We start from the raw sequence: 21,828 nt of genomic DNA, 5'->3' as shown, positions 1-21,828 counted from the left end.
TCAGGCGATCTCCACCGCGTAATTCTCAATCACTGTATTCGCCAGAAGCTTGTCGCACATGGCTTTCAGATCGGCCTCGGCCTTGGCGCTGTCGCTCTCGGCCAATTCGACGTCGAAAACCTTGCCTTGCCGCACCTGGCCGACGCCGCCGAAACCCATTGCGGACAGCGCGTGCTCGATTGCCTTGCCTTGTGGGTCTAGCACGCCGTTCTTGAGGGTTACGGTAATGCGGGCCTTGATCACGCTGGACATGCTCCTGTTCACCTGTTGAGCGGGCAAGCCGTCAGTGCGGCTTACCTTTGACACCGTCGGTCGATGCGACGAGCACCGGCCCGGCCGGACGCGGTGGCTCGTTCTCGTTCATGATGCCGAGACGGCGGGCAACTTCCTGATAAGCCTCGACCAGCCCGCCCATGTCGCGGCGGAAGCGGTCCTTGTCGAGCTTGTCCTGCGTCGCCACGTCCCACAGCCGGCAGGAATCCGGCGAGATCTCATCGGCAACGACGATGCGCATCATATCGCCTTCGAACAGGCGGCCGCATTCGATTTTGAAATCGACCAGCTGGATGCCGACGCCCATGAACAGGCCGGAAAGGAAGTCGTTGACGCGAATGGCCAGCGCCATGACATCGTCGATCTCCTGAGGGCTCGCCCAACCGAAGGCGGTGATGTGCTCTTCCGATACCATCGGATCGTCGAGCGCATCGGCCTTGTAATAGAATTCGATGATCGAGCGCGGCAGCACGGTGCCTTCCTCGATGCCCAGGCGCTTGGCCAGCGAGCCGGCGGCGACGTTGCGCACCACCACTTCGAGCGGGATGATCTCGACTTCCTTGATCAACTGCTCGCGCATGTTGAGCCGGCGGATGAAGTGGGTCGGAATGCCCATCCGGTTGAGATGATTGAAGATGTGCTCGGAAATGCGGTTGTTGAGCACGCCTTTGCCATCGACGATTTCATGCTTCTTCTTGTTGAAAGCGGTAGCGTCGTCCTTGAAGAACTGGATCAGCGTGCCAGGCTCCGGTCCCTCATAAAGGATCTTGGCCTTGCCTTCATAAATGCGGCGGCGATTTTTCATCTGATTTTTCTCTGGATTTGCGGGCAGGCGGCAAGCGACCAGTTCCTGTCCGTCTGCCTAAAATAAGATGGCGACGGTGGGGTTCAATGCCGGTGTCTATCCCAATCGCACTGTTTGCTCAATCGGCAAATCCTTTCAATCAACCGCTTTCGGGCACCGAAATGCCGCAGCGCAGCAAGCAATGTAGCATATTGACCGGCCGGCGCCCTTTTGGTTTGTGCTCCGGCAACACATATTGGCACAACGAATCGGATTTCACGGAGGGATGCCATGAGCAGCATGAAAGACCGCGAAGAGGGCTTTGAGCGCAAGTTCGCGTTCGACGAGGAACTTCGGTTCAAGGCTGCGGCACGCCGCAACAGAGCGCTCGGCCTGTGGGCTGCCGAAAAGCTCGGCAAGTCCGGCGCCGATGCCGACGCTTATGCCAGGGAAGTGGTCGTCAGCGACATCGAGGAAGCCGGCGATCACGACGTTTTCCGCAAGATACGCAAGGATTTCGATGCGGCCGGCATCGACCAGTCGGACCATCAGATCCGCCGCACCATGGATGAATTGATGGCGCAGGCGATCGAGCAGATCAAGAACACCTGATCCCCATCGATACTCTTCGAATGCTGGACCAATCGACCGCCCGGCCTCACCGGGCGGTTTTTCTTTGCCTTTGCGGTCATTTCCGGCTGAATTGCTGCAAGCAAAGAGGAAATCGCCAATGTCCCTGAAGTCACGCCTTGCGGCCGACGAGACGCTGTTCACCGCCTGGTCCGGCGTGCCGGATGCCTTGACGGTCGAGATACTGGCCAGGCAAGGGTTCGACGCGGTTACGCTCGATATGCAGCATGGTGGCCATCACGAGGACAGCGTGCTGCGCGGGCTTGTGCCGGTGCTGGCCGCCAACAAGCCGGCTTTGGTACGCATCCCGGTCGGCCGCTTCGACATGGCCAGCCGTGCGCTTGACTTCGGCGCCGAGGCGGTGATCGCCCCGATGGTGAATTCGGTGGCGGACGCAAAGCTGTTTGCTGCCGCAATGAAATACCCGCCACTCGGCGAGCGCTCCTGGGGCCCGACCTATGCTTTTCCGCGCCATGGCAAGGGCGACTATGCCGACTGGCTGCGCGACAGCAACCAGCGCACCATGGCGTTCGCCATGGTCGAAACGCGGGCCGCGCTTGATGCACTCGACGGCATCCTCGACACGCCGGGCATCGACGGTATCTTCCTTGGCCCGTCGGATTTCTCGATCGCCTGGTCGAAGGGCACCACCGTCAGTTCGACGCTGGAGAGCATGATGGGGACCGTCGCCTCGATCGCCGAGCGCACCCGCAAAGCCGGCAAGCATGCGGCGATCTATGTGATGGAACCGGCCATCGCCGGTCGCGTGGTGTCGATGGGTTACCGGCTGCTGGCGATGGGTTCCGAGCATTCGCTGATTTCGCTTGGGGCAAAGACCCTGCTGAACAGCGTCAGGGATTCGATCGCTTCCTAGAGATCCGTCAAGAATTTCGCGAACGTCATCGAGCCTTCAGGCCAGGGGCCGAAGCCGGAATCCGCGTTGAGATGACCGGCATCCCCGGCGTCGATGAACAGCGAGCCCCACGCCCCGGCAATGTCCTCGGCGACGCCGAAGGCGCAGAACGGGTCGTTGCGGCTGGCGATCACCACCGACGGAAACGGCAGCGGGTCGCGCGGATAGGGGCCGAAGGTCATCAGGTGCCTCGGCTTTATCTCTGGATTGGCGACATCGGGTGGCGCCACGAAGAAAGCGCCGGCGACCGGCCTCTCGAACCGAGGCAATGCTTGAATGACCGCCGCGACGCCAAGCGAATGGGCGACGATGACGACCGGCCGCTCGGCCTCGTTAACCGCCTTGGCGACACCGGCCGTCCAATCCTCGCGCACCGGCTTCGACCATTCCGCCTGTTCGACGCGGCGCGCTGTCGATAGTTTCGACTGCCAGCGGCTCTGCCAATGATCGGGGCCGGAATTGGTGTAGCCCGGCACGATGAGAATATCTGCTTCCCTGACTTTCATGGCGCGCATGTAGCGAGAGGCGCTGTCGGGTGCAACCGGGTATGAACTCAACAGCGACACGCAAACGGCCGCTTACGAGCCCGGTTCTGCTCGCTATTGTGAACACCCTGTTCGCTTCTTGCGCTCTTGTGTGAACGATCGCGATCAACGATCTGTCGCTGGGAAAGAATGGCTGTTCCGAGATTTTGGCACGGACATGGCGTAGAATGATTGATGGCGCCGGATTGCTCTGTTGGAAGCTTGTCGAGCGCCGCCTGAACGGAGCACTTTGATGAGCGAACTGCCTTTTGCCGCGACGACCCCGGTCAGCGTTGCCCGCGTCGGCTTGCGGGCGCGCGATGCAGACAATCTCGCTGCCTACTATCGCAAAGTGGTCGGTTTGCAGGAACTGAGCCGCGCCGGCGGAACGATTACGCTCGGCGCAGTCAATCGCCCTTTGCTCGACATCGAAGCGGATCCGGCCGCGAAACCCGATGACCCGCGCAGCGCCGGTCTTTTCCACACCGCCTTCCTGCTACCCAGCCGGGCCGATCTCGGCCGCTGGATCAATCACGCCATCGCCGGCAAGATCGGCATCGAGGGCGCATCCGATCATCTGGTCAGCGAGGCTCTTTACCTAACCGATCCGGAAGGCAACGGCATCGAGATCTATGCCGACCGCCGTCCGCAGGACTGGAAATGGAACGGTGACAAGATAGCGATGGCGACGGAGCGGCTGAACATTCCGTCGGTCGTTGCCGAGGTGCCGGCCGGCGACACCGGCTGGCAGGGCGCGCCGGAAAACAGCATTATCGGCCACGTCCATTTGCGGGTCGGCAGGCCGGAAGAAGCCGAAGCATGGTGGCATCAGGAGTTCGGTTTCGACACAGTGGCAAAGTACGGTGGCGCGGCGGTGTTCCTGTCGTCCGGCGGCTATCATCACCACATTGGCGCAAATGCGTGGCAGAGCGCGGGCGCCGGTCGCCGCGATCCCGCCCGCTCCGGCTTAGCTTGGGTCGAGATGCGCTCGGACAATGCCGCAAGCGAGACCACCCGCGAGGATCCGTGGGGCACGGTGATAAGGACGGTTCCCGGTAAGGCGTAGGTTAGAGGTTTGCTTTTTCGAACAAGCGGCCAAGCATGAGCAGGCCCGCTGGCCATACGCCGAGGCCGGCCTCGTTCCCCATATGGCCGAGATCGCCGGCATCGGCGATATCCGCGCCCCAGGCTGCGGCAAAAGCGGTCGCCTTGTCGAAGGTGACGCGCGGGTCGCTGCGGCTCGCCACCACCAATGCCGGGAAGGGCAGGCGCTTCAGCGGCATCGGCGCGAACGGGCGCACCGCGTCGAATGAGGGATCGGCATCCTCGACATTGGTCGCGGCAACCAGGAATGCCGCCGCGACCTTGTCGAGTTGGCTTTGACTGGCGCCGGCAGCCCACTTCACCGCCGTCGCCACCGCCAGCGAATGCGCAAGCAGCACGACGCGGCGCGGTGCGGCGGCCACCGCGGCATCCACCTGGCCGATCCAGTCTTCAGGCTTTGGCCGGTCCCACTCGGCCTGCAGCACGCGGCTCGAATTGGGGAACACCCGGCACCAATGCGACATCCAATGATCCGGCCCGGAATTGCCGCGCCCGGGCAGGGCAAGGAAATCGAAATCTCCGGCCGACGAAATCATCAGGCTTCTCCAAACACTCGGCTAAAGATCGTATCAACGTGCTTGGTATGATAGCCCAAGTCGAATTTCTCGCGGATCTCGGCCTCGGGCAAGGCTGCGACAACGTCCTTGTCGGCCAAAAGTTCCTCAAGAAAATCAGCGCCTTGCTCCCACACCTTCATGGCGTTGCGCTGCACCAGCCGGTAGGCGTCCTCGCGCGAAACACCGGCTTGCGTCAGCGCCAGCAGCACGCGCTGCGAATGCACAAGGCCACGGAATTTGTTCATGTTCTTCAGCATGTTGTCGGGGTAGACGAGCAGTTTGTCGACGACGCTGGTCAGCCGTGAGAGCGCGAAATCGAGCGTCACCGTCGCGTCGGGCCCAATCATGCGCTCGACCGAGGAATGCGAGATGTCGCGCTCGTGCCACAGCGCCACATTCTCCATTGCCGGCAATGCGAAGGAGCGCACCATGCGGGCAAGGCCGGTGAGGTTCTCGGTCAGCACCGGGTTACGCTTGTGCGGCATCGCCGACGAGCCCTTCTGTCCGGGTGAAAAGTACTCTTCTGCTTCAAGTACCTCGGTGCGCTGCAGATGGCGCACCTCGATCGCCAGCCGCTCGATCGACGAGGCGATCACGCCGAGCGTGGCGAAGAACATCGCATGGCGGTCGCGCGGAATCACCTGCGTCGACACCGGCTCAGGCTTCAGTCCGAGTTTCTTGGCCACGTATTCTTCGACATAGGGGTCGATATTGGCGAAGGTGCCGACCGCACCAGAGATGGCGCAGGTGGCGATGTCCTCGCGTGCATGCACCAGCCTCTCGCGGCAACGCGAGAATTCGGCATAGGCCTGCGCCAGCTTGACGCCGAAGGTGGTCGGCTCGGCATGGATGCCGTGGCTGCGGCCGATGGTGATGGTGTCCTTGTGCTCGAAGGCGCGGCGCTTGAGCGCCGCAAGCAGCCCGTCAATGTCGGCCAGCAGGATGTCGCTGGCGCGGGTGAGCTGCACGGCAAAACAGGTGTCGAGGACGTCGGAGGATGTCATACCCTGGTGGATGAAGCGGGCATCCGGCCCGACGAATTCAGCAAGATGGGTGAGAAAGGCGATGACGTCATGCTTGGTGACGCGCTCGATCTCGTCGATGGCTTCGACGTCGAACTTCGCCGCCCCGCCTTTCTCCCAGATGGTCTTGGCGGCCTCCTTCGGGATGACGCCGATCTCGGCCAATGCGTCGCAAGCGTAGGCCTCGATCTCGAACCAGATGCGGAACCGGGTTTCGGGGGACCAGATGGCCACCATTTCCGGCCGGGAGTAGCGAGGGATCATCAGTCGGTCCTGACTTGCGAGAGCATTTGCCCGCGTCCTACCAGAGGCAGGCAAAATGCTCAACGTTGCTGGCGCGCAAACCAGACACTGGCGACAGCGAGTGCAACGAAACCGAGCGGAAAATACAGCCGGATGCCGAGGACGACGAACTGGTAAAGCGCCGTCAACATCGTGAACACGAACTGGAAAACCCAGGTGATGGTGAGCGCGGGTGCATGCCATTGGACGTAGTAGGAGCGGTATTGCAGCCCAAAGAGGCCGCCGGTGAAGGTAATTGTCGCGGCGAGAAGGCAGACGAAGGCGGCGGCGAGGGCGATTTCCCAGTGACGGCCGAGCGAGACGAGCCGCGCCATAAACAGCCCAACCGGGAAGGCCAGCGCGCCGCCGGCAGCATAAAGCAGCGAGACGAAGCGGATCTTTACCGGGGTCTCCCAATCGTACAACAGCAGATTGAGCAGCGCGCTGGCGCCCATCGCCATGGCCCACAACAAGGCACCGGCAAATGCCGTGCGCAGCGGCGGCAAGGAGCGGCGGAGACGGCCCAGGGCGCGATAGCGCATGGCGGGGAACGTCACAGGCGACCGGTTACCGCGATCCAGCGATAGTCCGGCCCTTCGAAGCCGTATTGGCGCACCGCGATCAGCACGGCATAGGTGCTGACGCTATCCAGCGAAAATGTCTGAACCGCGCCGATCTGGTAGCCATTCGGACAGCCTCTGCTTTGCGGGATCGATTTGTCCTCGTGAATGATCCTCGTCTGGCCGCCATCCTTCGCCTCGATGCGCAGCAGGCGAAAGCCATTGATCTCGCCCTGGCTCTGGCAGCGTTCGGTGTCGTTCATGCCGATCTGGTCGAGCCGGAACTCGAGCGGATCGTCGACCGGCGAGAAGATCGGGCGCGGATTGACCACCATGCGGAAGGGATCGGCAGAAAGCTCGGTCACCGGGTTGAAGCCGGCGGTGATGCCGCGATTTGCCGTGAGTTCCGCCTGACTGACGATCGCTTCGCCCCTTTGCCGGGCCTGCAGCCGCGCTGCGGCCACCGTGGCATTCTCGTCGTCGAGCCGGACACGTATCGGCGAGCCCTTGAGGAAACTGTCGTCGGCCGTGTCGATATAATAGCGGATCGCATAGGGAAATCCGGATCCGTCCTGGACGCCGTATTCCTCGAAGGCAAAGACCCCGCCATCACGGCTGAAGCCGAGGATCTCAAGCTCGGCGACATCGCCTGCGTGGGCGGCGGCCAAAGTTGCGAGCGGGGCAAGCAGGCAGACGGCAAACAGGGCAAGATTTCGCATGGGACTTTCCATTCCGGCGGTCGACGCCGTTAAATTCCTATCACGATGCCGTCAAAAGATCGTGCTGACTGAAACACAAAGTCGATGCATCCAATCCGGCCGTCGTTTGTTATTGTCGGCAGCTTCACCGCATCGTGCCTTCCTAAAATCAGGATCTATTTTCGGAAGGCACGGTGCATTGATTCAAAATGTTTAGAGTGTCCTTTGCGCGTTCAAAAGGACGCGCGGCGCTCTAAGGGAGACCCCCATGACAGATGCAGCCAAGATTCGCGAACGTATGGAAGTGATCGGCGCCGACGGCGTCCATGTCGGTACCGTCGACAAGGTTGACGGAGATCGCATAAAGCTGACCAAGCGCGACAGCGGCGAGGGCGCTCACAGGGGCCATCACCACTTCATTCCTCTCAGCCTTGTCGCCGAGGTCGAGGGCCAGAAGGTGCGGCTGTCGGCAAACTCGGATGTTGCGGTCACGTTCGAGGAAGAAAAATCCGAACCCACCTGATCATAATCCAGTCTGATAACGGCTCACCCGAATGAGCGTTGCGCGTTCAGCGCGACGACCAGACCGGGAACAGATCGCCCTCGGCTGGCGTCGCGGCAAAGACGCCGCGGCTGATGGCGCGCGCCATCGTGGCGCCGGCCGCGGCGTAGAGATCGATTGCATCGTTGAGCCCGAGCTCGATGCCGCTCTTGCCCGTTGCCAGCGCGAAGACCAGATCGCCGTCGGCGGGCGTGTGCGTCGGCCAAATGGCACGCACAAAGCCGTCATGCGCCGATATCGCTAGGCGTTTGGCGGCGGCCTTGGTGAGTACCGCATCGGTGGCGATCACGGCGATGGTCGTGTTGGCGACGGTTTCCGCCTGCTCTGCCGCATACCTATCACGGAACTTCAGCAGGACCTTTCTGGCATCGTCAGGCATCGGGTGGGGATAGCCTAAGCCGCCGAACTCGTCGCCGATCTCGAACGGCGCCGCCCAGAAATGGCGGGTCCCGGCGACCGTCACCGAGCCGGTCGGGTTGACGGCGGCGAGCGCGCCGATGGTGACGCCGCTGTCCAGCACCGTCGAGGCCGAGCCGAGCCCGCCCTTCAGACCGGAGCTCAGCGCGCCGGCACCCGCGCCGGCGGTGCCGAGCGCAAAGTCGATCGCGGCGGCTTGCGCGGCTTCGTAGCCGAGGTCGCGGTAAGGCGGATACCGGCCCCAATCCTTGTCGCCGCCATTGCGCAGGTCGAACAGGATCGCCGCCGGCACGATCGGCACGCGAAAGCCGCCAACCTCGACGCCGATGCCCCTTTCACGCAATGCCGCCTGCACCCCCGACGCGGCGTCGAGGCCAAAAGCCGACCCGCCCGAAAGCACCACGGCATGGATGGCGTAGATCGAATTGTGCGGCTCGAGCAGGTCGGTTTCGCGGGTGCCCGGCGCACCGCCCAGGATTTGCACGCCGGCCACGGCCGGCTCGTCGCAGATGACGGTGGTCACACCGGATTTCAGCTTTGCATCTGCGGCATTGCCGACACGCAGCCCGGCGACGTCGGTGATGAGATTGCGCGGACCGGTACGGAACATCCCCGTGCTGGACATCATTGGCTCTCCGCCGACACGAAACGGCCGCCGTCGAAACGGAAGGCGCGATAAGGATTTTGCGTCAGGTCGCCTTTTTCGTCAAAGCGGATCGGTCCGATCGCCGTGGTGAAGTCATGTGCGGTCAGTGCATTGGCCAGCTTCTCGCCGGAGCTTTGCGGCAATGCTGAAGCCGCCTTGGCGATCTCGACCGCGGCATAGGCGGGCAGCGTGTAACCTTCCGGCACGATGTTTTGTCCGGCAAAGCTCTGCAGCACCTTGGGGTCGGCGACATCGGCCCATTCGGGCGGCGCGATCATCAGCGTACCGACGGCATAAGGCACGTCGCCGAGCGGCGCGCGCAACGCTTCGCCGCCGGCAAACACCATGCCGGTATTTAGCTGGCCAGCATCCCGGCCCATAATGGCGACATCATCGCCGTCGCCGCCGGCAAAGACATGCGTTGCGCCGGCTTTCTTCAGCCGGCCGATCAGGCCGATCTGGTTGTCGAGCTGCGGCCGGAACGTGTCGACGAACACCGGCTTCAGAGCCGCTTGCTCGGCGGCTGCCCGAAACGTCTCGGCCATTTCGCGGCCATAGATCGTGCCGTCGTCGACTATGGCGAACAGCTCGGTCTGCCATAGGTGGGTGAGGATGGCAGCAACGGCATTGCGCTCGTCGTCGCCGCGCGGCCCGAGACGATAGATCGGCCATCCGGTCTTGGCGCGCCGGTCGGTCAGGCTTTCCGTGCGAACGCCGACTGTGATCACCGGTATGCCGGCATCCTTGAGGATCGGCAGAGCCGCCTCGATTGCGTCGGTGCACAAAAACCCGATGACGACGTTGACCTTGGCCGCGGTGAACTCCCGCGCGGCGGCGGCGCCACCGTCGGCCGTGCAGGCGTCATCGATCGTCCTGATCTCGGTACCGTCAGCTTCAGCCGCCATTGTCGCGCCGGCCTCGATCTGTTTGCCGAGGATCGCCGACGGCCCCGACAAAGGTGCCGCGACGCCGACCAGCAGCGTCTCGGCATTTGCACTGCAGGCGACCGAGAGCCAGGCCAGCACCGCTATCGTGGTTGTCCAAGGTCGCATGCGAGCGAAGAATTCCTCCACGCCGGTCGCGTGGTTGCCGGCGCCAATGCCGTCAAGACCTAAAGGCTGGCCAGCTTTGGCGCAACACGCGAATTCGGGATATAGGTCAAGCACTTCGCTTGTGGCCTGCAATATCCCCCCATATATAACGGTTGGTTCTGACTAGTGGAAAATCATCGGTGCTGAAGAAGAATGACATCGGGCCGCAGGCCTACCGCGACGCGATGGCCCATTTTGCTGGCCATGTGCATGTAGTCACCACCGATGGCCCTGCCGGCAGGCGCGGCGCGACGGTGATCGCGGCCTGCTCGGTGTCGGACACGCCGCCAACCATCCTGGTTTGCCTCAATCGTGAAAATCCCAAGAACGAGCCGTTCGTGGAAAACGGCAAATTTGCACTGAACACGCTGGCTTCGGATCAGGAGCCGCTGTCGATCGCCTTTTCCGGCATTACCGGCCTGCCGGTCGAGGAGCGTTTCGCGTTGGCCGAATGGGATGTGATCTCGACCGGTGCGCCGACGCTGAAGGGCGCGCTCGCCGTCTTCGACTGCGAACTGATCGACTCCAAGGATCTGGCCACCCACCGTGTGCTTTTTGGCAAGGTTACAGGTTTGCGCATCGGCGATAATTTGCGGCCGCTGATCTATCACAACCGCGGCTACCACGCTCTGTAGAGGCTTTCAGATGGCCGCGTCCGCGAAGACAGGATGACCGAGTTGAAAACCGCGTCCGGCGCCGCGGACGGTCGACGAGACGCTCGATCTGTTGACCCGTGCGGATTATGTGGCGGACCGGTCGCTGGCGACCGTGCTGTTTTTATGCGTTCGGTCGACCCGCGCCGGTGGATCAGGCTGGCGTGAAGCGCGTCGCATAACCACATGTCTCCTAGGGAGAAAATCATGGAACGCAGTATCTATCTCGATGAGGCTCGCGACCCGCTGATCATCGCGGAGGGCTGGATGAAGGACGGCAAGGATGTCGCCATTGCCACCGTGGTCGAGACCTGGGGCTCGGCGCCGCGCCCGGTCGGCAGCCACCTGGTCATCGACGCCGAAGGCAATTTCCACGGCTCCGTCTCGGGCGGCTGCGTCGAAGGCGCCGTGGTCACCGAGGCGGTCGATGTTATTGATAGCGGCACGGCCAAAATGCTCGAATTCGGCGTCGCAGACGAGACCGCCTGGCAAGTCGGCCTGTCATGCGGCGGCCGCATCAAGGTCTATGTAGAAAGATTGGGTTGATCTCGAATGGATCCCTATGCGCTGAAGACACTCAACGCCGAACGCCGCGCCCGCCGCGCGGCAATCCTGGTCACCGATCTCGGCGACGGCCGCGACCGTGTCGTGCGCGAGGGCGACCGGGTAGCCGGCGAACTCGGGGCGGCCATCGCCAAGGCATTTCGTACGGGCAATTCCGGTTCGGTCGAAGCTGAGGGACGGACCTTCTTCCTCAACGTACATCTGCCGCAGCCGCGCCTGGTGGTGATCGGCGCCGTCCACATCAGCCAGGCGCTAGCACCGATGGCCAGGATCGCCGGCTATCCTGTCGACATCATCGATCCGCGCACGGCCTTTGCCACGCCCGATCGTTTTCCCGATATCGCGCTGCATGCCGAATGGCCAGAGGATGTGCTGACGCGTCAGCCGCTCGATAGCTATACGGCGCTGGCTGCTCTCACCCACGATCCGAAGATCGACGATTTCCCGCTGAAGGCGGCGCTCGACGCCGGCTGCTTTTATGTCGGCGCGCTCGGCAGCCGCAAGACCCACGCCAAACGTGTGGAACGCCTGCTGGCTTCGGGAGCGACCGCCGACCAGATCGCCCGCATCCATGCCCCGATCGGCCTCGACATCGGCGCCGCCAGCCCCGCCGAGATCGCCGTCGCGGTGTTGGCGCAAGCGATCCACGCCTTTCGCTCCCGCGGCCTCGAATCCAAAGGCGCGGTCGCGTGAAATTTGGTCCCGTTGCGATCGATACGGCCGAAGGGGCAGTGCTTGCGCACGCCACCACGGTCGGAGAGCGCCGCTTCCGCAAGGCGCACAGGCTAAGCGCCGGGGATGTGTCCCTGTTGAAGGCCGCTGGCATTTCCGAGGTCGTAGCGGCGGTGTTGGCGCCCGATGATCTCAGCGAGGACCTCGCTGCCGAAAAGATCGCCGCATCCATGATCCATCGCAACATCGAGGCGAAGCCCGCCGCGACAGGTAGGGTCAACCTCCACGCGCAGGCTGCCGGCATGTTCACCGTCGACGCGGCGATGATCGACGCCATCAACGCCGTCGATCCGACGATCACCATCGCCACGCTGGCGCAGCATGCGCCGGTCGAAAAAGGTCAGATGGTAGCAACGGTGAAGATCATTCCGTTTGCGGTCGCCTCCGCTTTGGTCGATGCGGTGGCAAGGATCTGCGCGGGCTGCGAGATCTTTGCGGTCAACGCCTATCAGCCGGTGCGCGTCGGCGTCATCCAGACGGTGCTGCCCGGCATCAAACCCAGCGTGCTCGACAAGACGCTACGCGTCACCGAAGCACGCCTGGCGCGTTCGGGCGGCAGGCTGACGGCGGAGCGTCGAACGCGGCATGAAATTATCCCAGTCGCCGAGGCTGCGGCCTCGCTGATCCGCGACAACGATATGGTGGTGATCTTCGGCGCCTCGGCGATGGCCGATTTCGGCGACGTCGTTCCCGCTGCGATCGAAAGGGCGGGCGGCACTGTCATCCGCGCCGGTATGCCGGTCGATCCCGGCAATCTGCTGGTGCTCGGCACACTCGGCGGCAAGCGCATCATCGGTGCGCCGGGCTGCGCCCGCAGTCCCAAGGAGAACGGCTTCGACTGGGTGCTCGACCGGCTGATCGCCGGTCTCGACGTGACCGCCAGGGATATTGCCGGCATGGGTGTCGGCGGGCTGTTGATGGAAATTCCGACGCGGCCGCAACCGCGCGAGCCGTTGCCGGCCAAAGCCGAACCAAAGATCGAGATCGTGCTTCTGGCCGCCGGCCGCTCCAGCCGCATGGGCGGGCCGAACAAGCTCTTGGCACTGTTCGATGGCAAGCCGCTGGTCCGCCGCACCGCCGAACGCGCGGTCGGTTCGAAAGCCGCGGCCACCATCGTCGTCATCGGCCACCAGAGCGAGCGCGTGCGCAGTGCACTGTCTGGCCTCGATATGACCTTCGCCGACAATCCGGATTTCGCCAAGGGTCTGTCTTCGTCGCTGAAGGCCGGCATCGCCAAGATTTCCGGCGACGCCGCCGGCGCCATGATTGTCCTCGGCGATATGCCCGGCGTCGCCTCGGCCGACCTCGACAGGCTGATCGAGGCGTTCCGCAAGTCCGAAGGCCGATCGGTGGTGCGCGCCGCTCATGATGGCCGGCGCGGCAACCCGGTGCTGCTGCCGCGCTCGCTGTTCGCCGCGATCGCTCACCTCGAAGGCGATACCGGTGCCCGCCACTTGGTCGAGGCCGAAGGGCTCGACGTCATCGATGTCGAGATCGGCGAAGGGGCAGCCGTCGATGTCGACACGCGCGAGGCGCTGGAAAGCGCCGGCGGCGTGCTGCAGGATTGACAAACCGAAGCCGAAAAACGCATGGCTGAGGGATGGCCTTTCGTTCCTGCTTCCGGTTCCGCTTGCCTCCCTCCGGCCTCCCGGCCCTGCTGATGGCGATTCTTTTGTCGCTCTCTTGTGCCGCCTACGCCAACGCTCTCCAACTCAAACCCTTCAAGGACGATCTGTTCGCCTATCCGGCCACACTTTCGTCCGAGAGCAACGGCGCCTATACGGTCATCGATTATCGTGAGCTGCGCGATATCAACGCCCGCGACGAAGTGCCTGAGCGCCGGGTGCATGCGCAATACACCGATATCGGTGTGCGCAAGGTGCAGCAGGATTTGTTGCTGAAGACCGATGCCGGCGATGTCCGCCACATCGCCGTCGGCAAGACCGGGGGCGCCAGCATCATCGTGCTCTATCTGCACGGGCAGGGCGGTAGCCGTAAGCAGGGTGCTGACGATTTCACTTTCGGCGGCAATTTCAACCGTATCAAGAACCTGATGGCCGGTAATGGCGGCCTCTATCTGTCGCCGGATTTTTCCGATTTCGGCGACACCGGTGCCGCCCAGATCGCCGCATTGATCGGCCACTATGCCGAACAGTCGCCGCGCGCAAAAATCTTCGTCGCCTGCGGCTCTATGGGCGGCGCGTTGTGCTGGAAGCTGGCAGGCCGCAAGGACTCCGGCGGGCGCATCGACGGGCTGCTGCTGCTCGGCTCGCTGTGGGACGAGAGTTTCTTCTCAAGCTCCGCATTCAAGCGCCGTGTGCCGGTCTTCTTCGGCCAGGGCAGCAAGGACCCGGTGTTTCCAATCGAGAAACAGGAAGCCTTCTTCCGATCGATTCTGGGCAAATCGAAAGCCTACCCGACCCGCTTTGTCCGCTTCGAGACCGGCACACACGGCACGCCGATCCGCATGACCGACTGGCGGGGCACACTCAACTGGATGTTATCGAAGGTCCCTTAGGGCGCGGTGTTGTAGTCGAGCACGGTCTGCGGGTTGATCTCGCCGTCATAAGAGGCATCGACCTCATACTGCACCAGCGAGAAATCGCCGTGGCGAAACAGGTAGGTGCCGGCCGACGAGGCGTCGCCGACGCCGCGCCACTTGTTCAAGGATGAAATCGTCTTGGTGGCCTCGTCATATTCGGAGTTGACCAACTGGTCGTCGGTCTGGAAGCCGATGATGTTGATGCCCTCGACCTTGCCTTCGCTATTGTTGTTCTCATAGCGAATATCGAGTTCCGGTGACGCGAATTGCAATTGCCGGACGCCCGATACGTCGTCGTAGATGTAATAGACTGCGCTCTCATTGTAGGCGGCCATCGAGCAGAAAAAGCGAAACAGCCGTGTCTCGCGTTCGGGCTCGTTTTCGGCCGCCCCCGCATCCTTGTAGCGGAGCGAGTAGGCGTCCGGCTCTCCTCGCGGATCGCCGCCGGGCATGCCCTTGTCGCATTGGTCGCCATAGGTCGCTGCGAAGGCCTTCTTGGCCTGCTCAAGCGCTGCGTCCTTCTTCGGCGGCGGTCCTTCGCCGCAGCTTGCCGGCACGGCGTCCTCGAAATCGGCCTTTGACGGTTTCAGCGCACCCTTGTCGATGAAGATTGGGCGAAATGGCGGTTCCTGGATCGAGGCATTGATCTGGCGCAGCGTATAGCAACCGGCAAAGACATTTTCGCTGCCGTCCTTGGCCGTCGCCCGGATGGCGACGGGAACGCTGTAGTAGATGCTGCCGGCAGCACCGTCTTCGGATACGCCGCCGGTCCTGACTTCGACCGTGTCGGTGCCGTCATAGCCTTTGACGAAGGAATTGAAATCCTTGGCCGGCTTGGTGTCGCCGAAATAGTCCCAGGCGCGCGCGAACTCGTGCCGGCTGATGGCGCTGTAGAGCGACCGGATGACCGCTTCGGCATCCGACCTGTCGTCTATGTAAGGCGCGTCGGCGGCGAGCACCGGTTGGCTGGTAGCGGCAAGGGAGAAAAAAGCGGTCGCTGCGAACAAGGCGCGTCTCATCGGGAACCTCCACTCGATGAAAAATCCTATCATATCGATTGCGGCGGCGTGGTGACGCTTGAACAATCGCCTGCGAAAGCGCTACCTCTCGCCCTCGGCAGTCGGGCCGCGTGGAGATTTCTTGTGACCATATCAATGTATGAAGCATCCGTGCCGGTATTTTCGGCGAGGCTGAAGGCACTAGCCAATGTGCTGAACATTGCCGAGCAAAATGCGGCCGACCGCAAGATCGACCCGCAGGTGTATCTCACGGCGAGGCTGGCGCCGGACATGTTCGCCCTGACTAGGCAGGTACAGATTGCCACCGATCACGCCAAGGGCGCGCCGTCGCGGCTTGCCGGGCGCGAGGTGCCAAAATACGAGGACAATGAGGCGAGCTTCGCCGATCTGCAGGCACGCCTCACCAAGACGCTCGACTATCTCGCGACATTTTCGGCGGCCGAATTCGATGGTTCAGATGACAGGATGATCGAACTGCGGCTTGCGGGACGCGAGGTTTCGATGCCGGGAATGCAGTATCTGCTGCATGCCGCCATGCCCAATTTCTACTTCCACCTGACCACCGCCTACGACATCCTGCGCCACAACGGCGTGCCATTGGGCAAGTCGATCTTCCTCGGATTGCGTTGAGATTCGCTCGGGAGATATCCCGCTGCGGCGGGATATCTCACGGCGCGCTGTTTAGCGTAGGGACATTTCCCGGGCGATGCGCGGGAAATCGGCCGGCTTGACGCCGATATCGGCGCGATCGGCATTGCTCATCGAATGGAGCAGCGCCAGTGCCGCACGATAGCGCAGCTGTTCCCGCGGACGCGGACGGGCGAACATTTCAGTGAAGAATCCCATGATTCAAGCCCCTTATTGAACCTCCACGGCCGTCAATATAGGCAGATCATGACAATTGTGCAGTGCAGCATTCGCATGGCAGCCATGCTGCCCCGATCTTTTTTGACATAATTCGGCTGTTCCGGCGAAACTTCTGCGGCGCTTCGACCGTAGGCCTCAGTGCCGGCACTTGGCCGGTTTTTCCTCGCCATTCCTGGCGAACTTCCGGACTGCATTCACATGCAGTCCGGCTTTTTATTGGCCGCGGGGATAAACTCCGTTCGCCGGCATCCTGGGAAAGTCGCCTGGCCTGCCGTCGGTGGGCTTGGAAGCGGGCGGCGCTTTCCTGTATGCTATTGCTTCCTCCTCGCGCAGCCGCGCAAAATTCCCGCCGGAGAAACTCCATGCACAAACGCCGTCTCGGCCAGACCGATCTTTTCGTGTCGCAAATCTGCCTCGGATCGATGACCTGGGGCCAGCAGAACACCGAGGCGGACGGTCACGCCCAGATGGATCTGGCGTTTGCTCGCGGCGTCAATTTCATCGACACCGCCGAACTCTATCCGATCCCGCCCAAGGCGGAGACACAAGGCCGTACCGAGACAATCATCGGCAATTGGATGAAGGAGAAGCGCAATCGCGACCAGGTGATCATCGCCTCGAAGGTAGTTGGTCGCACCGCCAACACTTGGTTTCGCGGCGACCGCCCGTCTAAGCTGGTGCGCGCCGATATCTTCGACGCTATTGATAAGTCACTCGCCAGGCTCAACACCGATTACATCGACCTATATCAGATCCATTGGCCGGAACGCGACGTCCCGTGGGGCGCCAATCCGAACCGCATCGGCGCCGTACCGCGACGCTCCGATGCCGCCGGCGTGCCGGAAGGCGAGACGCCGATCGCCGAGACGCTTGCCGTATTTGATGAACTGGTGAAGGCCGGCAAGATCCGCCATTTCGGCCTGTCGAACGAGAATTCCTGGGGCGTCATGCGTTTCATCGCCGAAGCCGACAAGGGCCTCGGCCCGCGCGTCGCCTCACTGCAGAACGCCTATAATTTCGTCAATCGCACCTTCGAAGTGAACCTTGCCGAAGTCTGCGAGCGCGAGCAGGTGTCGCTGCTTGCCTATTCGCCGCTGGCGCAAGGCTATTTGACCGGCAAATACGATCATGGCGCGCGGCCGCAGGGCTCGCGCTCGCAGTTGTTCAACCGCGGCCAGCGCTACGAGACTCCGAATGCTGCCGACGTGCAGCTCGAATACAACCGGTTGGCGCGCACCTTCGGCATGGAGCCGGCGCTGTTTGCCAATGCCTATATCTCGAACCGGCCCTTGGTCACCTCGAACATCATCGGCGCCACCACCATTTCGCAACTCGAAATGGCGCTCTCTTCCGCCGACGTGGTCTGGACCGAGGACATGCAGAAAGCCGTTGATGCGATCCACCAGCGCGTCGGCAATCCGTGCCCTTGATGCGTCGGGACGTGGTTGTCCGATCGTCATAAGGAGAGGGGAACAGCCGTGGACTTCCGAATCGACGCGGTGCGCGCGAAATTTCCGGCTTTGTCGCTGACCGACAAGAGCCGCCGGCGCATCTATCTCGACAATCCTGCCGGCACGCAGGTCCCGCAGGCGGTGGCGGACGCAGTATCGCGTTGCTTGCTGACCACCAATGCTAACCTCGGCGGCTTCTTCGAGACCACCGTTGCAGCACAAGACATCGTGGACGAGGCCCATCTGGCGATGGCGGATTTTCTCGGCGCTGCGAGCCCGCAGGAAATCATCATCGGTGCCAACATGACGACATTGACCTACCACATGTCGCGAACGCTCGGCCGCACGATGAAGCCCGGGGACGAGATCATCCTCACCCGCATGGACCATGAGGGCAACGTCTCACCCTGGCTGCAACTGGCTGAAGACCTTGGCCTTGTCGTGCGCTGGCTGCCTTTCGACCAGCAGAGCTGGCAGATCGAGGAGGCGGCGCTCGCCGCGCTGCTTTCCGAGAGGACGCGGCTCGTCGCGCTCAACTACGCCAGCAATCTCACCGGGTCGATCAACCGGGTGAAGGCGTTGACCGGCATCGCCAGGCGGGCTGGTGCGTTGGTCTACGTCGATGCCGTCCAGTTCGCGCCGCATGGCCTGATCGACGTCCAAAACCTCGGCTGCGATTTCCTGATCTGCTCGGCTTACAAGTTCTTCGGCCCGCATATGGGAATTTTTTGGGGCAGGCTGGACGTTATCGATGCGCTTAAGCCGTATAAATGCCGTTGCTCGTCCAATGCCTTGCCGGAGCGCTTCGAGCTCGGCACGCCGCAAATTGAATTGATGGCCGGCCTTTCGGCGGCTGTCTATTATTTTGCCGAGTTGGGCGCGGCAGCCGGCGCGCAAGGATCGCGTCGGCTGAAAATCGCCAAGGCCTTCGAAGTTTCAATCGCTTACGAGAACCCGCTGGCGCAACAGCTGATCGACGGTCTGTCGGATATTGCCGGCCTGACCATCCACGGCATCACCGATCCGAAGCGGATCAATGAGCGTGTGCCGACGGTGTCGTTCACTGTCGAAGGCATCGTGCCGGAGACGATCGTGCGGCAGATGAATGCCGAAAACATCTTCCTGTGGTCCGGCCACAACTACGCCTGGGAGATCGTCCACCAGCTCGGCATTCCGGCCGAGCAGGGGGTGGTGCGCATCGGCATCGCTCATTACAACACTTCAGCCGAAATCGACGAGACGCTGGAGAGCGTGCACCGCGTTGTCGCCATGCTGAGGCAGGAACGATCCTGAGCGGCCCTCGCGGGCGGATCATCGCTTGTGGGCGCCGCCAAAACCGGTGAGGAAGGCGGTGAGATTGTCGCCGAGCTCGTCGCAGAGATAGCCGCCTTCCTGGACGATGACCGTTGGCAGGCCGAGCCCGGCGATCACCTCGCCAATGCGCGAAAAACCAGGCGTGCTCACCGACAGCCCGCCGAACGGATCGCCTTCGAAGGCATCTAGCCCCAGCGCCACCACAAGCGCATCGGGCGAGAAGGCGTTGATGCGCTGGAACGATGCCTCCAGCGCTTCGAGGAACGCTGCATCGCCGGATTTGCGCGGCAGCGGCAGGTTGAGATTGTAGCCGAGGCCGGCGCCTTCGCCGCGCTCGTCGCCATAGCCCCAGAAAAACGGGTAGAAGCGCACCGGGTCGGCATGCAGCGACACGGTGAGCACGTCCGGCCGGGCATAGAAGATGCCTTGCGTGCCGTTGCCGTGGTGCAGGTCGACATCGAGGATCGCCACCCGCGCCGCCTGCTTGCGCAGAACCTGTGCAGCGACGGCCGAATTGTTGATGAAGCAGAAGCCGCCGGCGACATCGGCAAAGGCGTGATGGCCGGGCGGCCGGCACAGCGCATAGGCGGCCGGCGCTCCCGACATCACCGCCTCGGCGGTTTCAACCGCGCTCCAGGCGCTCCAAAGCGCGCTCTGCCACGTCTCGCCGGAGATCGGGCAGGCGGTGTCGGCCATGTGGTAGCCGGCCTGGCCGACCGCCGAGGCCGGATAGGAGCCGTTGCGCGCGATCGGATGGATATTGGGGATGACCTCGGCCGAGGCGCCCTCGATGCGCTGCCATCGCGCGAAGATATGCTGGAGAAAATCGAGATATTCCGGCGTATGCACCGCCGCAATCGGGCCGAGCCCGTGATCCCGCGGCCGTTCGATCGTGCAGCCGGCAGCCTTGGTGCCGGCTAACAATCGCTCGACCCGTTCCGGCTTTTCCGGATTGGGCTGCGGCGCGCCGCTTGAGAGGAACGCCTTCGGGTCGTGGCGCTTCTGTTCTTCGGCATAGAAGGCTTTCATGTCGGCTCCTCCGGTGCATCGGCAAAGGCGAAAAAGGCGTCGCCGACGATCTTCTGCACCTGCTCGTAGCTCGACAAGCCAATGCCTAACCGTTCGTAAAAAGCCATGGCGGTCTTGTTGTCGGTGTCGACGGACAGCCTGAGATAGACGCCGCCTGCCTTCCGGCACTGCGCCGCCACCCGGCGCAGCAGGCGCTCGCCGATCCTGCGGCCACGAAAACGGTCCTCGACATAGAGGTCCTGCACATAGACGCCGGGCCGTCCCATCCATGTCGAGAAGATCGGGAAATACAGGCAAAGCCCGGCAAATTCGCCACCGACTTCGGCGATCAAGGTCGAGAAGGCAGGCTTCTCGCCAAAGCCATAGGTGCGGAGATCCTGAGCTGTCGAGGTGATCTCCTGATGTGCGCCGACATGCGCGCCGAGCCGCAGGAGCGCGGCGTGGATGGTTTCGACGTCCTCAACCCGGCCGGGCCGGATGTTGATGTCGGGCAAAGCGACAGTCACTGGAGGTACGATGCCAAGGCACCCCCCTCTGGCCTGCCGGCCATCTCCCCCTCAAGGGGGGAGATCGGATCACCTCCCGGGAGATGCCAAGTAGTGGTAAAGAGGGCAGGACAGAGGGGGGTGGGCCGGGAGCCAAACATTTCAGATTGCCTTCCTCTCAGAACGCCACGCGGTCGCCGCCCTTGAGCGCCAGCATCTGCCGTGCCTCGGCGGGCGTTGCGACGTCCAGCGACAGCCCTTCCAGCACGCCGCGGATCCGGCGGACCTGGTCGGCATTGGACTTGGCGAGCTGGCGCCCGTCGTAGAGGCTGTCCTCCAGCCCGACGCGGACATTGCCGCCCATCGTCGCCGCAATCGAGATCATCGGCATCTGGTGGCGTCCGGCCGCCAGCACGGAAAACCGGTAGCTGTCGCCGAACAGTTTGTCGGCGATGCGCTTCATGTGGATCAGGTTTTCGGGATCGGCGCCGATGCCACCCAATATGCCGAATACGAACTGGATGAACAATGGGCCCGACACCAGCCCGCGGTCGCGGAAATGCGCAAGCGAATAGAGATGGCCGACATCGTAGCACTCGAATTCGAAGCGCGTGCCGCATCCGCGCCCAAGCTTTTCGAGCACCGTCTCCATATCGGCAAAGGTGTTCTTGAAGATCGTGTCGCGGGTGGCCTCGAGCAGCTTCGGCTCCCATTCGTGCTGCCATTCGCGCGGCCGCTCGAGCATCGGGAACAGCGCGAAATTCATCGAGCCCATATTGAGCGAGCACATTTCGGGCTCGGCCCTGAGCGGGGCGGCCAACCGCTGGTCGAGCGTCATCAGCGACGATCCGCCAGTGGTGATGTTGATCACCGCATCGGTCGCCTGCTTGATGCGCGGCAGGAACTGCATGAACACCTCGGGGTCGGCGGTCGGCCGCCCGTCGCTGGGGTCGCGGGCGTGAAGATGCAGGATCGCGGCGCCGGCTTCGGCGGCGGCGATCGCGTCTGCGGCGATCTGGTCCGGCGTCACGGGCAGATGCGGCGACATCGACGGGGTGTGTACCGACCCGGTGACGGCGCAAGTGATGATGACTTTTCGCGGCGCCATG

General features: G+C 62.8%; 26 protein-coding genes. 12 read left to right on the top strand and 14 right to left on the bottom strand.

The window, feature by feature from the left end; genetic code table 11:
* Nucleotides 1-243 (bottom strand): phosphoribosylformylglycinamidine synthase subunit PurS, encoded by a 243-nt coding sequence (gene purS, locus NKI59_RS03925; protein WP_352684242.1) that lies wholly within the window; start codon nt 241-243, stop codon nt 1-3.
* Nucleotides 244-283: 40 nt separating this feature from the next.
* Nucleotides 284-1,078, bottom strand: coding sequence for a phosphoribosylaminoimidazolesuccinocarboxamide synthase (purC, locus tag NKI59_RS03920; protein ID WP_023674725.1), 795 nt, complete (start codon nt 1,076-1,078; stop codon nt 284-286).
* Between the two features lie 270 nt (nt 1,079-1,348).
* Between purC and NKI59_RS03915 the strand changes: the two genes are divergently transcribed.
* The gene (locus NKI59_RS03915) at nt 1,349-1,669 is read left to right on the top strand and encodes a DUF1476 domain-containing protein (RefSeq protein WP_023674726.1); all 321 of its coding nucleotides are present in this window, start codon (nt 1,349-1,351) and stop codon (nt 1,667-1,669) included.
* Nucleotides 1,670-1,787: 118 nt separating this feature from the next.
* Nucleotides 1,788-2,561 (top strand): HpcH/HpaI aldolase family protein, encoded by a 774-nt coding sequence (locus NKI59_RS03910; RefSeq protein ID WP_352576016.1) that lies wholly within the window; start codon nt 1,788-1,790, stop codon nt 2,559-2,561.
* Here NKI59_RS03910 and NKI59_RS03905 read toward each other — a convergent pair.
* Nucleotides 2,558-3,106 (bottom strand): RBBP9/YdeN family alpha/beta hydrolase, encoded by a 549-nt coding sequence (locus NKI59_RS03905; RefSeq protein ID WP_023674728.1) that lies wholly within the window; start codon nt 3,104-3,106, stop codon nt 2,558-2,560. The two genes, NKI59_RS03910 and NKI59_RS03905, sit on opposite strands and share 4 nt — an antisense overlap.
* 271 nt (nt 3,107-3,377) lie before the next feature.
* Here NKI59_RS03905 and NKI59_RS03900 point away from each other — a divergent pair, with 271 nt between their 5' ends.
* Entirely contained in the window at nt 3,378-4,190 is an 813-nt protein-coding gene (locus NKI59_RS03900) for a VOC family protein (RefSeq protein ID WP_352590699.1), read from the top strand.
* Between the two features lies 1 nt (nt 4,191).
* On the opposite strand, the gene NKI59_RS03895 is transcribed toward NKI59_RS03900, so the two are convergent.
* From NKI59_RS03895 to NKI59_RS03880, 4 genes are read right to left on the bottom strand one after another with little or no spacing between them, the layout of a single operon-like run.
* Entirely contained in the window at nt 4,192-4,764 is a 573-nt protein-coding gene (locus NKI59_RS03895; protein ID WP_352684203.1) for an RBBP9/YdeN family alpha/beta hydrolase, read from the bottom strand.
* The gene (gene purB / locus NKI59_RS03890) at nt 4,764-6,071 is read right to left on the bottom strand and encodes an adenylosuccinate lyase (protein WP_352702469.1); all 1,308 of its coding nucleotides are present in this window, start codon (nt 6,069-6,071) and stop codon (nt 4,764-4,766) included. The genes NKI59_RS03895 and purB overlap by 1 nt, the downstream gene beginning before the upstream one ends.
* Before the next feature lie 59 nt (nt 6,072-6,130).
* Nucleotides 6,131-6,631, bottom strand: a complete 501-nt coding sequence (locus NKI59_RS03885; RefSeq protein ID WP_352702467.1) for a hypothetical protein — start codon at nt 6,629-6,631, stop codon at nt 6,131-6,133.
* An 11-nt stretch (nt 6,632-6,642) separates the two neighbouring features.
* Nucleotides 6,643-7,368, bottom strand: a complete 726-nt coding sequence (locus NKI59_RS03880) for a DUF2259 domain-containing protein (RefSeq protein WP_352702466.1) — start codon at nt 7,366-7,368, stop codon at nt 6,643-6,645.
* A gap of 247 nt (nt 7,369-7,615) precedes the next feature.
* Between NKI59_RS03880 and NKI59_RS03875 the strand changes: the two genes are divergently transcribed.
* The gene (locus NKI59_RS03875) at nt 7,616-7,870 is read left to right on the top strand and encodes a DUF2171 domain-containing protein (protein ID WP_023674734.1); all 255 of its coding nucleotides are present in this window, start codon (nt 7,616-7,618) and stop codon (nt 7,868-7,870) included.
* A gap of 46 nt (nt 7,871-7,916) precedes the next feature.
* Here NKI59_RS03875 and NKI59_RS03870 read toward each other — a convergent pair whose 3' ends face one another.
* Nucleotides 7,917-8,936, bottom strand: a complete 1,020-nt coding sequence (locus NKI59_RS03870) for a P1 family peptidase (protein ID WP_352702722.1) — start codon at nt 8,934-8,936, stop codon at nt 7,917-7,919.
* Between the two features lie 14 nt (nt 8,937-8,950).
* A complete protein-coding gene (locus NKI59_RS03865; protein WP_352702464.1) occupies nt 8,951-10,024 on the bottom strand; it encodes a branched-chain amino acid ABC transporter substrate-binding protein in 1,074 nt (357 codons plus the stop codon).
* 179 nt (nt 10,025-10,203) lie between these two features.
* Here NKI59_RS03865 and NKI59_RS03860 point away from each other — a divergent pair, with 179 nt between their 5' ends.
* The 5 genes from NKI59_RS03860 (at nt 10,204) to NKI59_RS03835 (ending at nt 14,530) form a co-directional block, all read left to right on the top strand.
* On the top strand, nt 10,204-10,698 hold the full coding sequence (locus tag NKI59_RS03860; RefSeq protein WP_023674737.1) for a flavin reductase: 495 nt from the start codon (nt 10,204-10,206) through the stop codon (nt 10,696-10,698).
* Nucleotides 10,699-10,923: 225 nt separating this feature from the next.
* The gene (locus NKI59_RS03850; protein ID WP_023674738.1) at nt 10,924-11,262 is read left to right on the top strand and encodes an XdhC family protein; all 339 of its coding nucleotides are present in this window, start codon (nt 10,924-10,926) and stop codon (nt 11,260-11,262) included.
* Between the two features lie 6 nt (nt 11,263-11,268).
* A complete protein-coding gene (locus NKI59_RS03845) occupies nt 11,269-11,973 on the top strand; it encodes an XdhC family protein (protein ID WP_352702461.1) in 705 nt (234 codons plus the stop codon).
* A complete protein-coding gene (locus NKI59_RS03840) occupies nt 11,970-13,580 on the top strand; it encodes an NTP transferase domain-containing protein (RefSeq protein WP_352702459.1) in 1,611 nt (536 codons plus the stop codon). The genes NKI59_RS03845 and NKI59_RS03840 overlap by 4 nt, the downstream gene beginning before the upstream one ends.
* A gap of 92 nt (nt 13,581-13,672) precedes the next feature.
* The gene (locus NKI59_RS03835; RefSeq protein ID WP_352702457.1) at nt 13,673-14,530 is read left to right on the top strand and encodes an alpha/beta hydrolase; all 858 of its coding nucleotides are present in this window, start codon (nt 13,673-13,675) and stop codon (nt 14,528-14,530) included.
* Here the strand turns inward: NKI59_RS03835 and NKI59_RS03830 are convergent.
* A complete protein-coding gene (locus NKI59_RS03830; RefSeq protein WP_352702455.1) occupies nt 14,527-15,573 on the bottom strand; it encodes a DUF1176 domain-containing protein in 1,047 nt (348 codons plus the stop codon). The two genes, NKI59_RS03835 and NKI59_RS03830, sit on opposite strands and share 4 nt — an antisense overlap.
* A 123-nt stretch (nt 15,574-15,696) precedes the next feature.
* Between NKI59_RS03830 and NKI59_RS03825 the strand changes: the two genes are divergently transcribed.
* Nucleotides 15,697-16,203, top strand: a complete 507-nt coding sequence (locus NKI59_RS03825) for a DUF1993 domain-containing protein (RefSeq protein WP_352702453.1) — start codon at nt 15,697-15,699, stop codon at nt 16,201-16,203.
* A 51-nt stretch (nt 16,204-16,254) separates the two neighbouring features.
* Here NKI59_RS03825 and NKI59_RS03820 read toward each other — a convergent pair whose 3' ends face one another.
* A complete protein-coding gene (locus tag NKI59_RS03820) occupies nt 16,255-16,419 on the bottom strand; it encodes a hypothetical protein (protein ID WP_023674744.1) in 165 nt (54 codons plus the stop codon).
* Between the two features lie 383 nt (nt 16,420-16,802).
* Here NKI59_RS03820 and NKI59_RS03815 point away from each other — a divergent pair, with 383 nt between their 5' ends.
* Together NKI59_RS03815 and NKI59_RS03810 are read left to right on the top strand one after the other, a co-directional pair.
* Nucleotides 16,803-17,870 carry an aldo/keto reductase gene (locus NKI59_RS03815; RefSeq protein WP_352702451.1) on the top strand — a complete coding sequence of 356 codons (1,068 nt, stop codon included), beginning with the start codon at nt 16,803-16,805 and terminating at the stop codon, nt 17,868-17,870.
* Between the two features lie 48 nt (nt 17,871-17,918).
* The gene (locus tag NKI59_RS03810) at nt 17,919-19,184 is read left to right on the top strand and encodes a cysteine desulfurase-like protein (RefSeq protein ID WP_352702449.1); all 1,266 of its coding nucleotides are present in this window, start codon (nt 17,919-17,921) and stop codon (nt 19,182-19,184) included.
* An 18-nt stretch (nt 19,185-19,202) separates the two neighbouring features.
* Here the strand turns inward: NKI59_RS03810 and NKI59_RS03805 are convergent, their stop codons facing one another.
* From NKI59_RS03805 to kce, 3 genes are all read right to left on the bottom strand, one after another.
* Nucleotides 19,203-20,234, bottom strand: a complete 1,032-nt coding sequence (locus tag NKI59_RS03805) for a histone deacetylase family protein (protein ID WP_352576042.1) — start codon at nt 20,232-20,234, stop codon at nt 19,203-19,205.
* A complete protein-coding gene (locus NKI59_RS03800; RefSeq protein WP_352702446.1) occupies nt 20,231-20,740 on the bottom strand; it encodes a GNAT family N-acetyltransferase in 510 nt (169 codons plus the stop codon). Before NKI59_RS03800 ends, NKI59_RS03805 begins: the two co-directional genes overlap by 4 nt.
* 157 nt (nt 20,741-20,897) lie before the next feature.
* Complete coding sequence (kce, locus tag NKI59_RS03795; RefSeq protein ID WP_023674748.1) at nt 20,898-21,827, bottom strand: 3,5-dioxohexanoate:acetyl-CoA acetone transferase; 930 nt, start codon at nt 21,825-21,827, stop codon at nt 20,898-20,900.
* Nucleotide 21,828 lies beyond the last annotated feature (1 nt).

Source organism: Mesorhizobium sp. M0598, assembly GCF_040320865.1.
GTDB lineage: Bacteria > Pseudomonadota > Alphaproteobacteria > Rhizobiales > Rhizobiaceae > Mesorhizobium.
The sequence above is the reverse complement of the archived record's forward strand: the minus strand, read 5'-3'. Positions and strand labels throughout refer to the sequence as shown.

Excerpts from the sequence above, each read along its gene's own strand:
- purC (WP_023674725.1), bottom strand. The coding sequence starts at position 1,078 with ATGAAAAATCGCCGCCGCATTTATGAAGGCAAGGCCAAGATCCTTTAT.
- NKI59_RS03915 (WP_023674726.1), top strand. The coding sequence starts at position 1,349 with ATGAGCAGCATGAAAGACCGCGAAGAGGGCTTTGAGCGCAAGTTCGCG.
- NKI59_RS03910 (WP_352576016.1), top strand. The coding sequence starts at position 1,788 with ATGTCCCTGAAGTCACGCCTTGCGGCCGACGAGACGCTGTTCACCGCC.
- NKI59_RS03905 (WP_023674728.1), bottom strand. The coding sequence starts at position 3,106 with ATGAAAGTCAGGGAAGCAGATATTCTCATCGTGCCGGGCTACACCAAT.
- NKI59_RS03900 (WP_352590699.1), top strand. The coding sequence starts at position 3,378 with ATGAGCGAACTGCCTTTTGCCGCGACGACCCCGGTCAGCGTTGCCCGC.
- NKI59_RS03895 (WP_352684203.1), bottom strand. The coding sequence starts at position 4,764 with ATGATTTCGTCGGCCGGAGATTTCGATTTCCTTGCCCTGCCCGGGCGC.
- purB (WP_352702469.1), bottom strand. The coding sequence starts at position 6,071 with ATGATCCCTCGCTACTCCCGGCCGGAAATGGTGGCCATCTGGTCCCCC.
- NKI59_RS03885 (WP_352702467.1), bottom strand. The coding sequence starts at position 6,631 with ATGCGCTATCGCGCCCTGGGCCGTCTCCGCCGCTCCTTGCCGCCGCTG.
- NKI59_RS03880 (WP_352702466.1), bottom strand. The coding sequence starts at position 7,368 with ATGCGAAATCTTGCCCTGTTTGCCGTCTGCCTGCTTGCCCCGCTCGCA.
- NKI59_RS03875 (WP_023674734.1), top strand. The coding sequence starts at position 7,616 with ATGACAGATGCAGCCAAGATTCGCGAACGTATGGAAGTGATCGGCGCC.
- NKI59_RS03870 (WP_352702722.1), bottom strand. The coding sequence starts at position 8,936 with ATGTTCCGTACCGGTCCGCGCAATCTCATCACCGACGTCGCCGGGCTG.
- NKI59_RS03865 (WP_352702464.1), bottom strand. The coding sequence starts at position 10,024 with ATGCGACCTTGGACAACCACGATAGCGGTGCTGGCCTGGCTCTCGGTC.
- NKI59_RS03850 (WP_023674738.1), top strand. The coding sequence starts at position 10,924 with ATGGAACGCAGTATCTATCTCGATGAGGCTCGCGACCCGCTGATCATC.
- NKI59_RS03845 (WP_352702461.1), top strand. The coding sequence starts at position 11,269 with ATGGATCCCTATGCGCTGAAGACACTCAACGCCGAACGCCGCGCCCGC.
- NKI59_RS03835 (WP_352702457.1), top strand. The coding sequence starts at position 13,673 with ATGGCGATTCTTTTGTCGCTCTCTTGTGCCGCCTACGCCAACGCTCTC.
- NKI59_RS03830 (WP_352702455.1), bottom strand. The coding sequence starts at position 15,573 with ATGAGACGCGCCTTGTTCGCAGCGACCGCTTTTTTCTCCCTTGCCGCT.
- NKI59_RS03820 (WP_023674744.1), bottom strand. The coding sequence starts at position 16,419 with ATGGGATTCTTCACTGAAATGTTCGCCCGTCCGCGTCCGCGGGAACAG.
- NKI59_RS03815 (WP_352702451.1), top strand. The coding sequence starts at position 16,803 with ATGCACAAACGCCGTCTCGGCCAGACCGATCTTTTCGTGTCGCAAATC.
- NKI59_RS03805 (WP_352576042.1), bottom strand. The coding sequence starts at position 20,234 with ATGAAAGCCTTCTATGCCGAAGAACAGAAGCGCCACGACCCGAAGGCG.
- kce (WP_023674748.1), bottom strand. The coding sequence starts at position 21,827 with ATGGCGCCGCGAAAAGTCATCATCACTTGCGCCGTCACCGGGTCGGTA.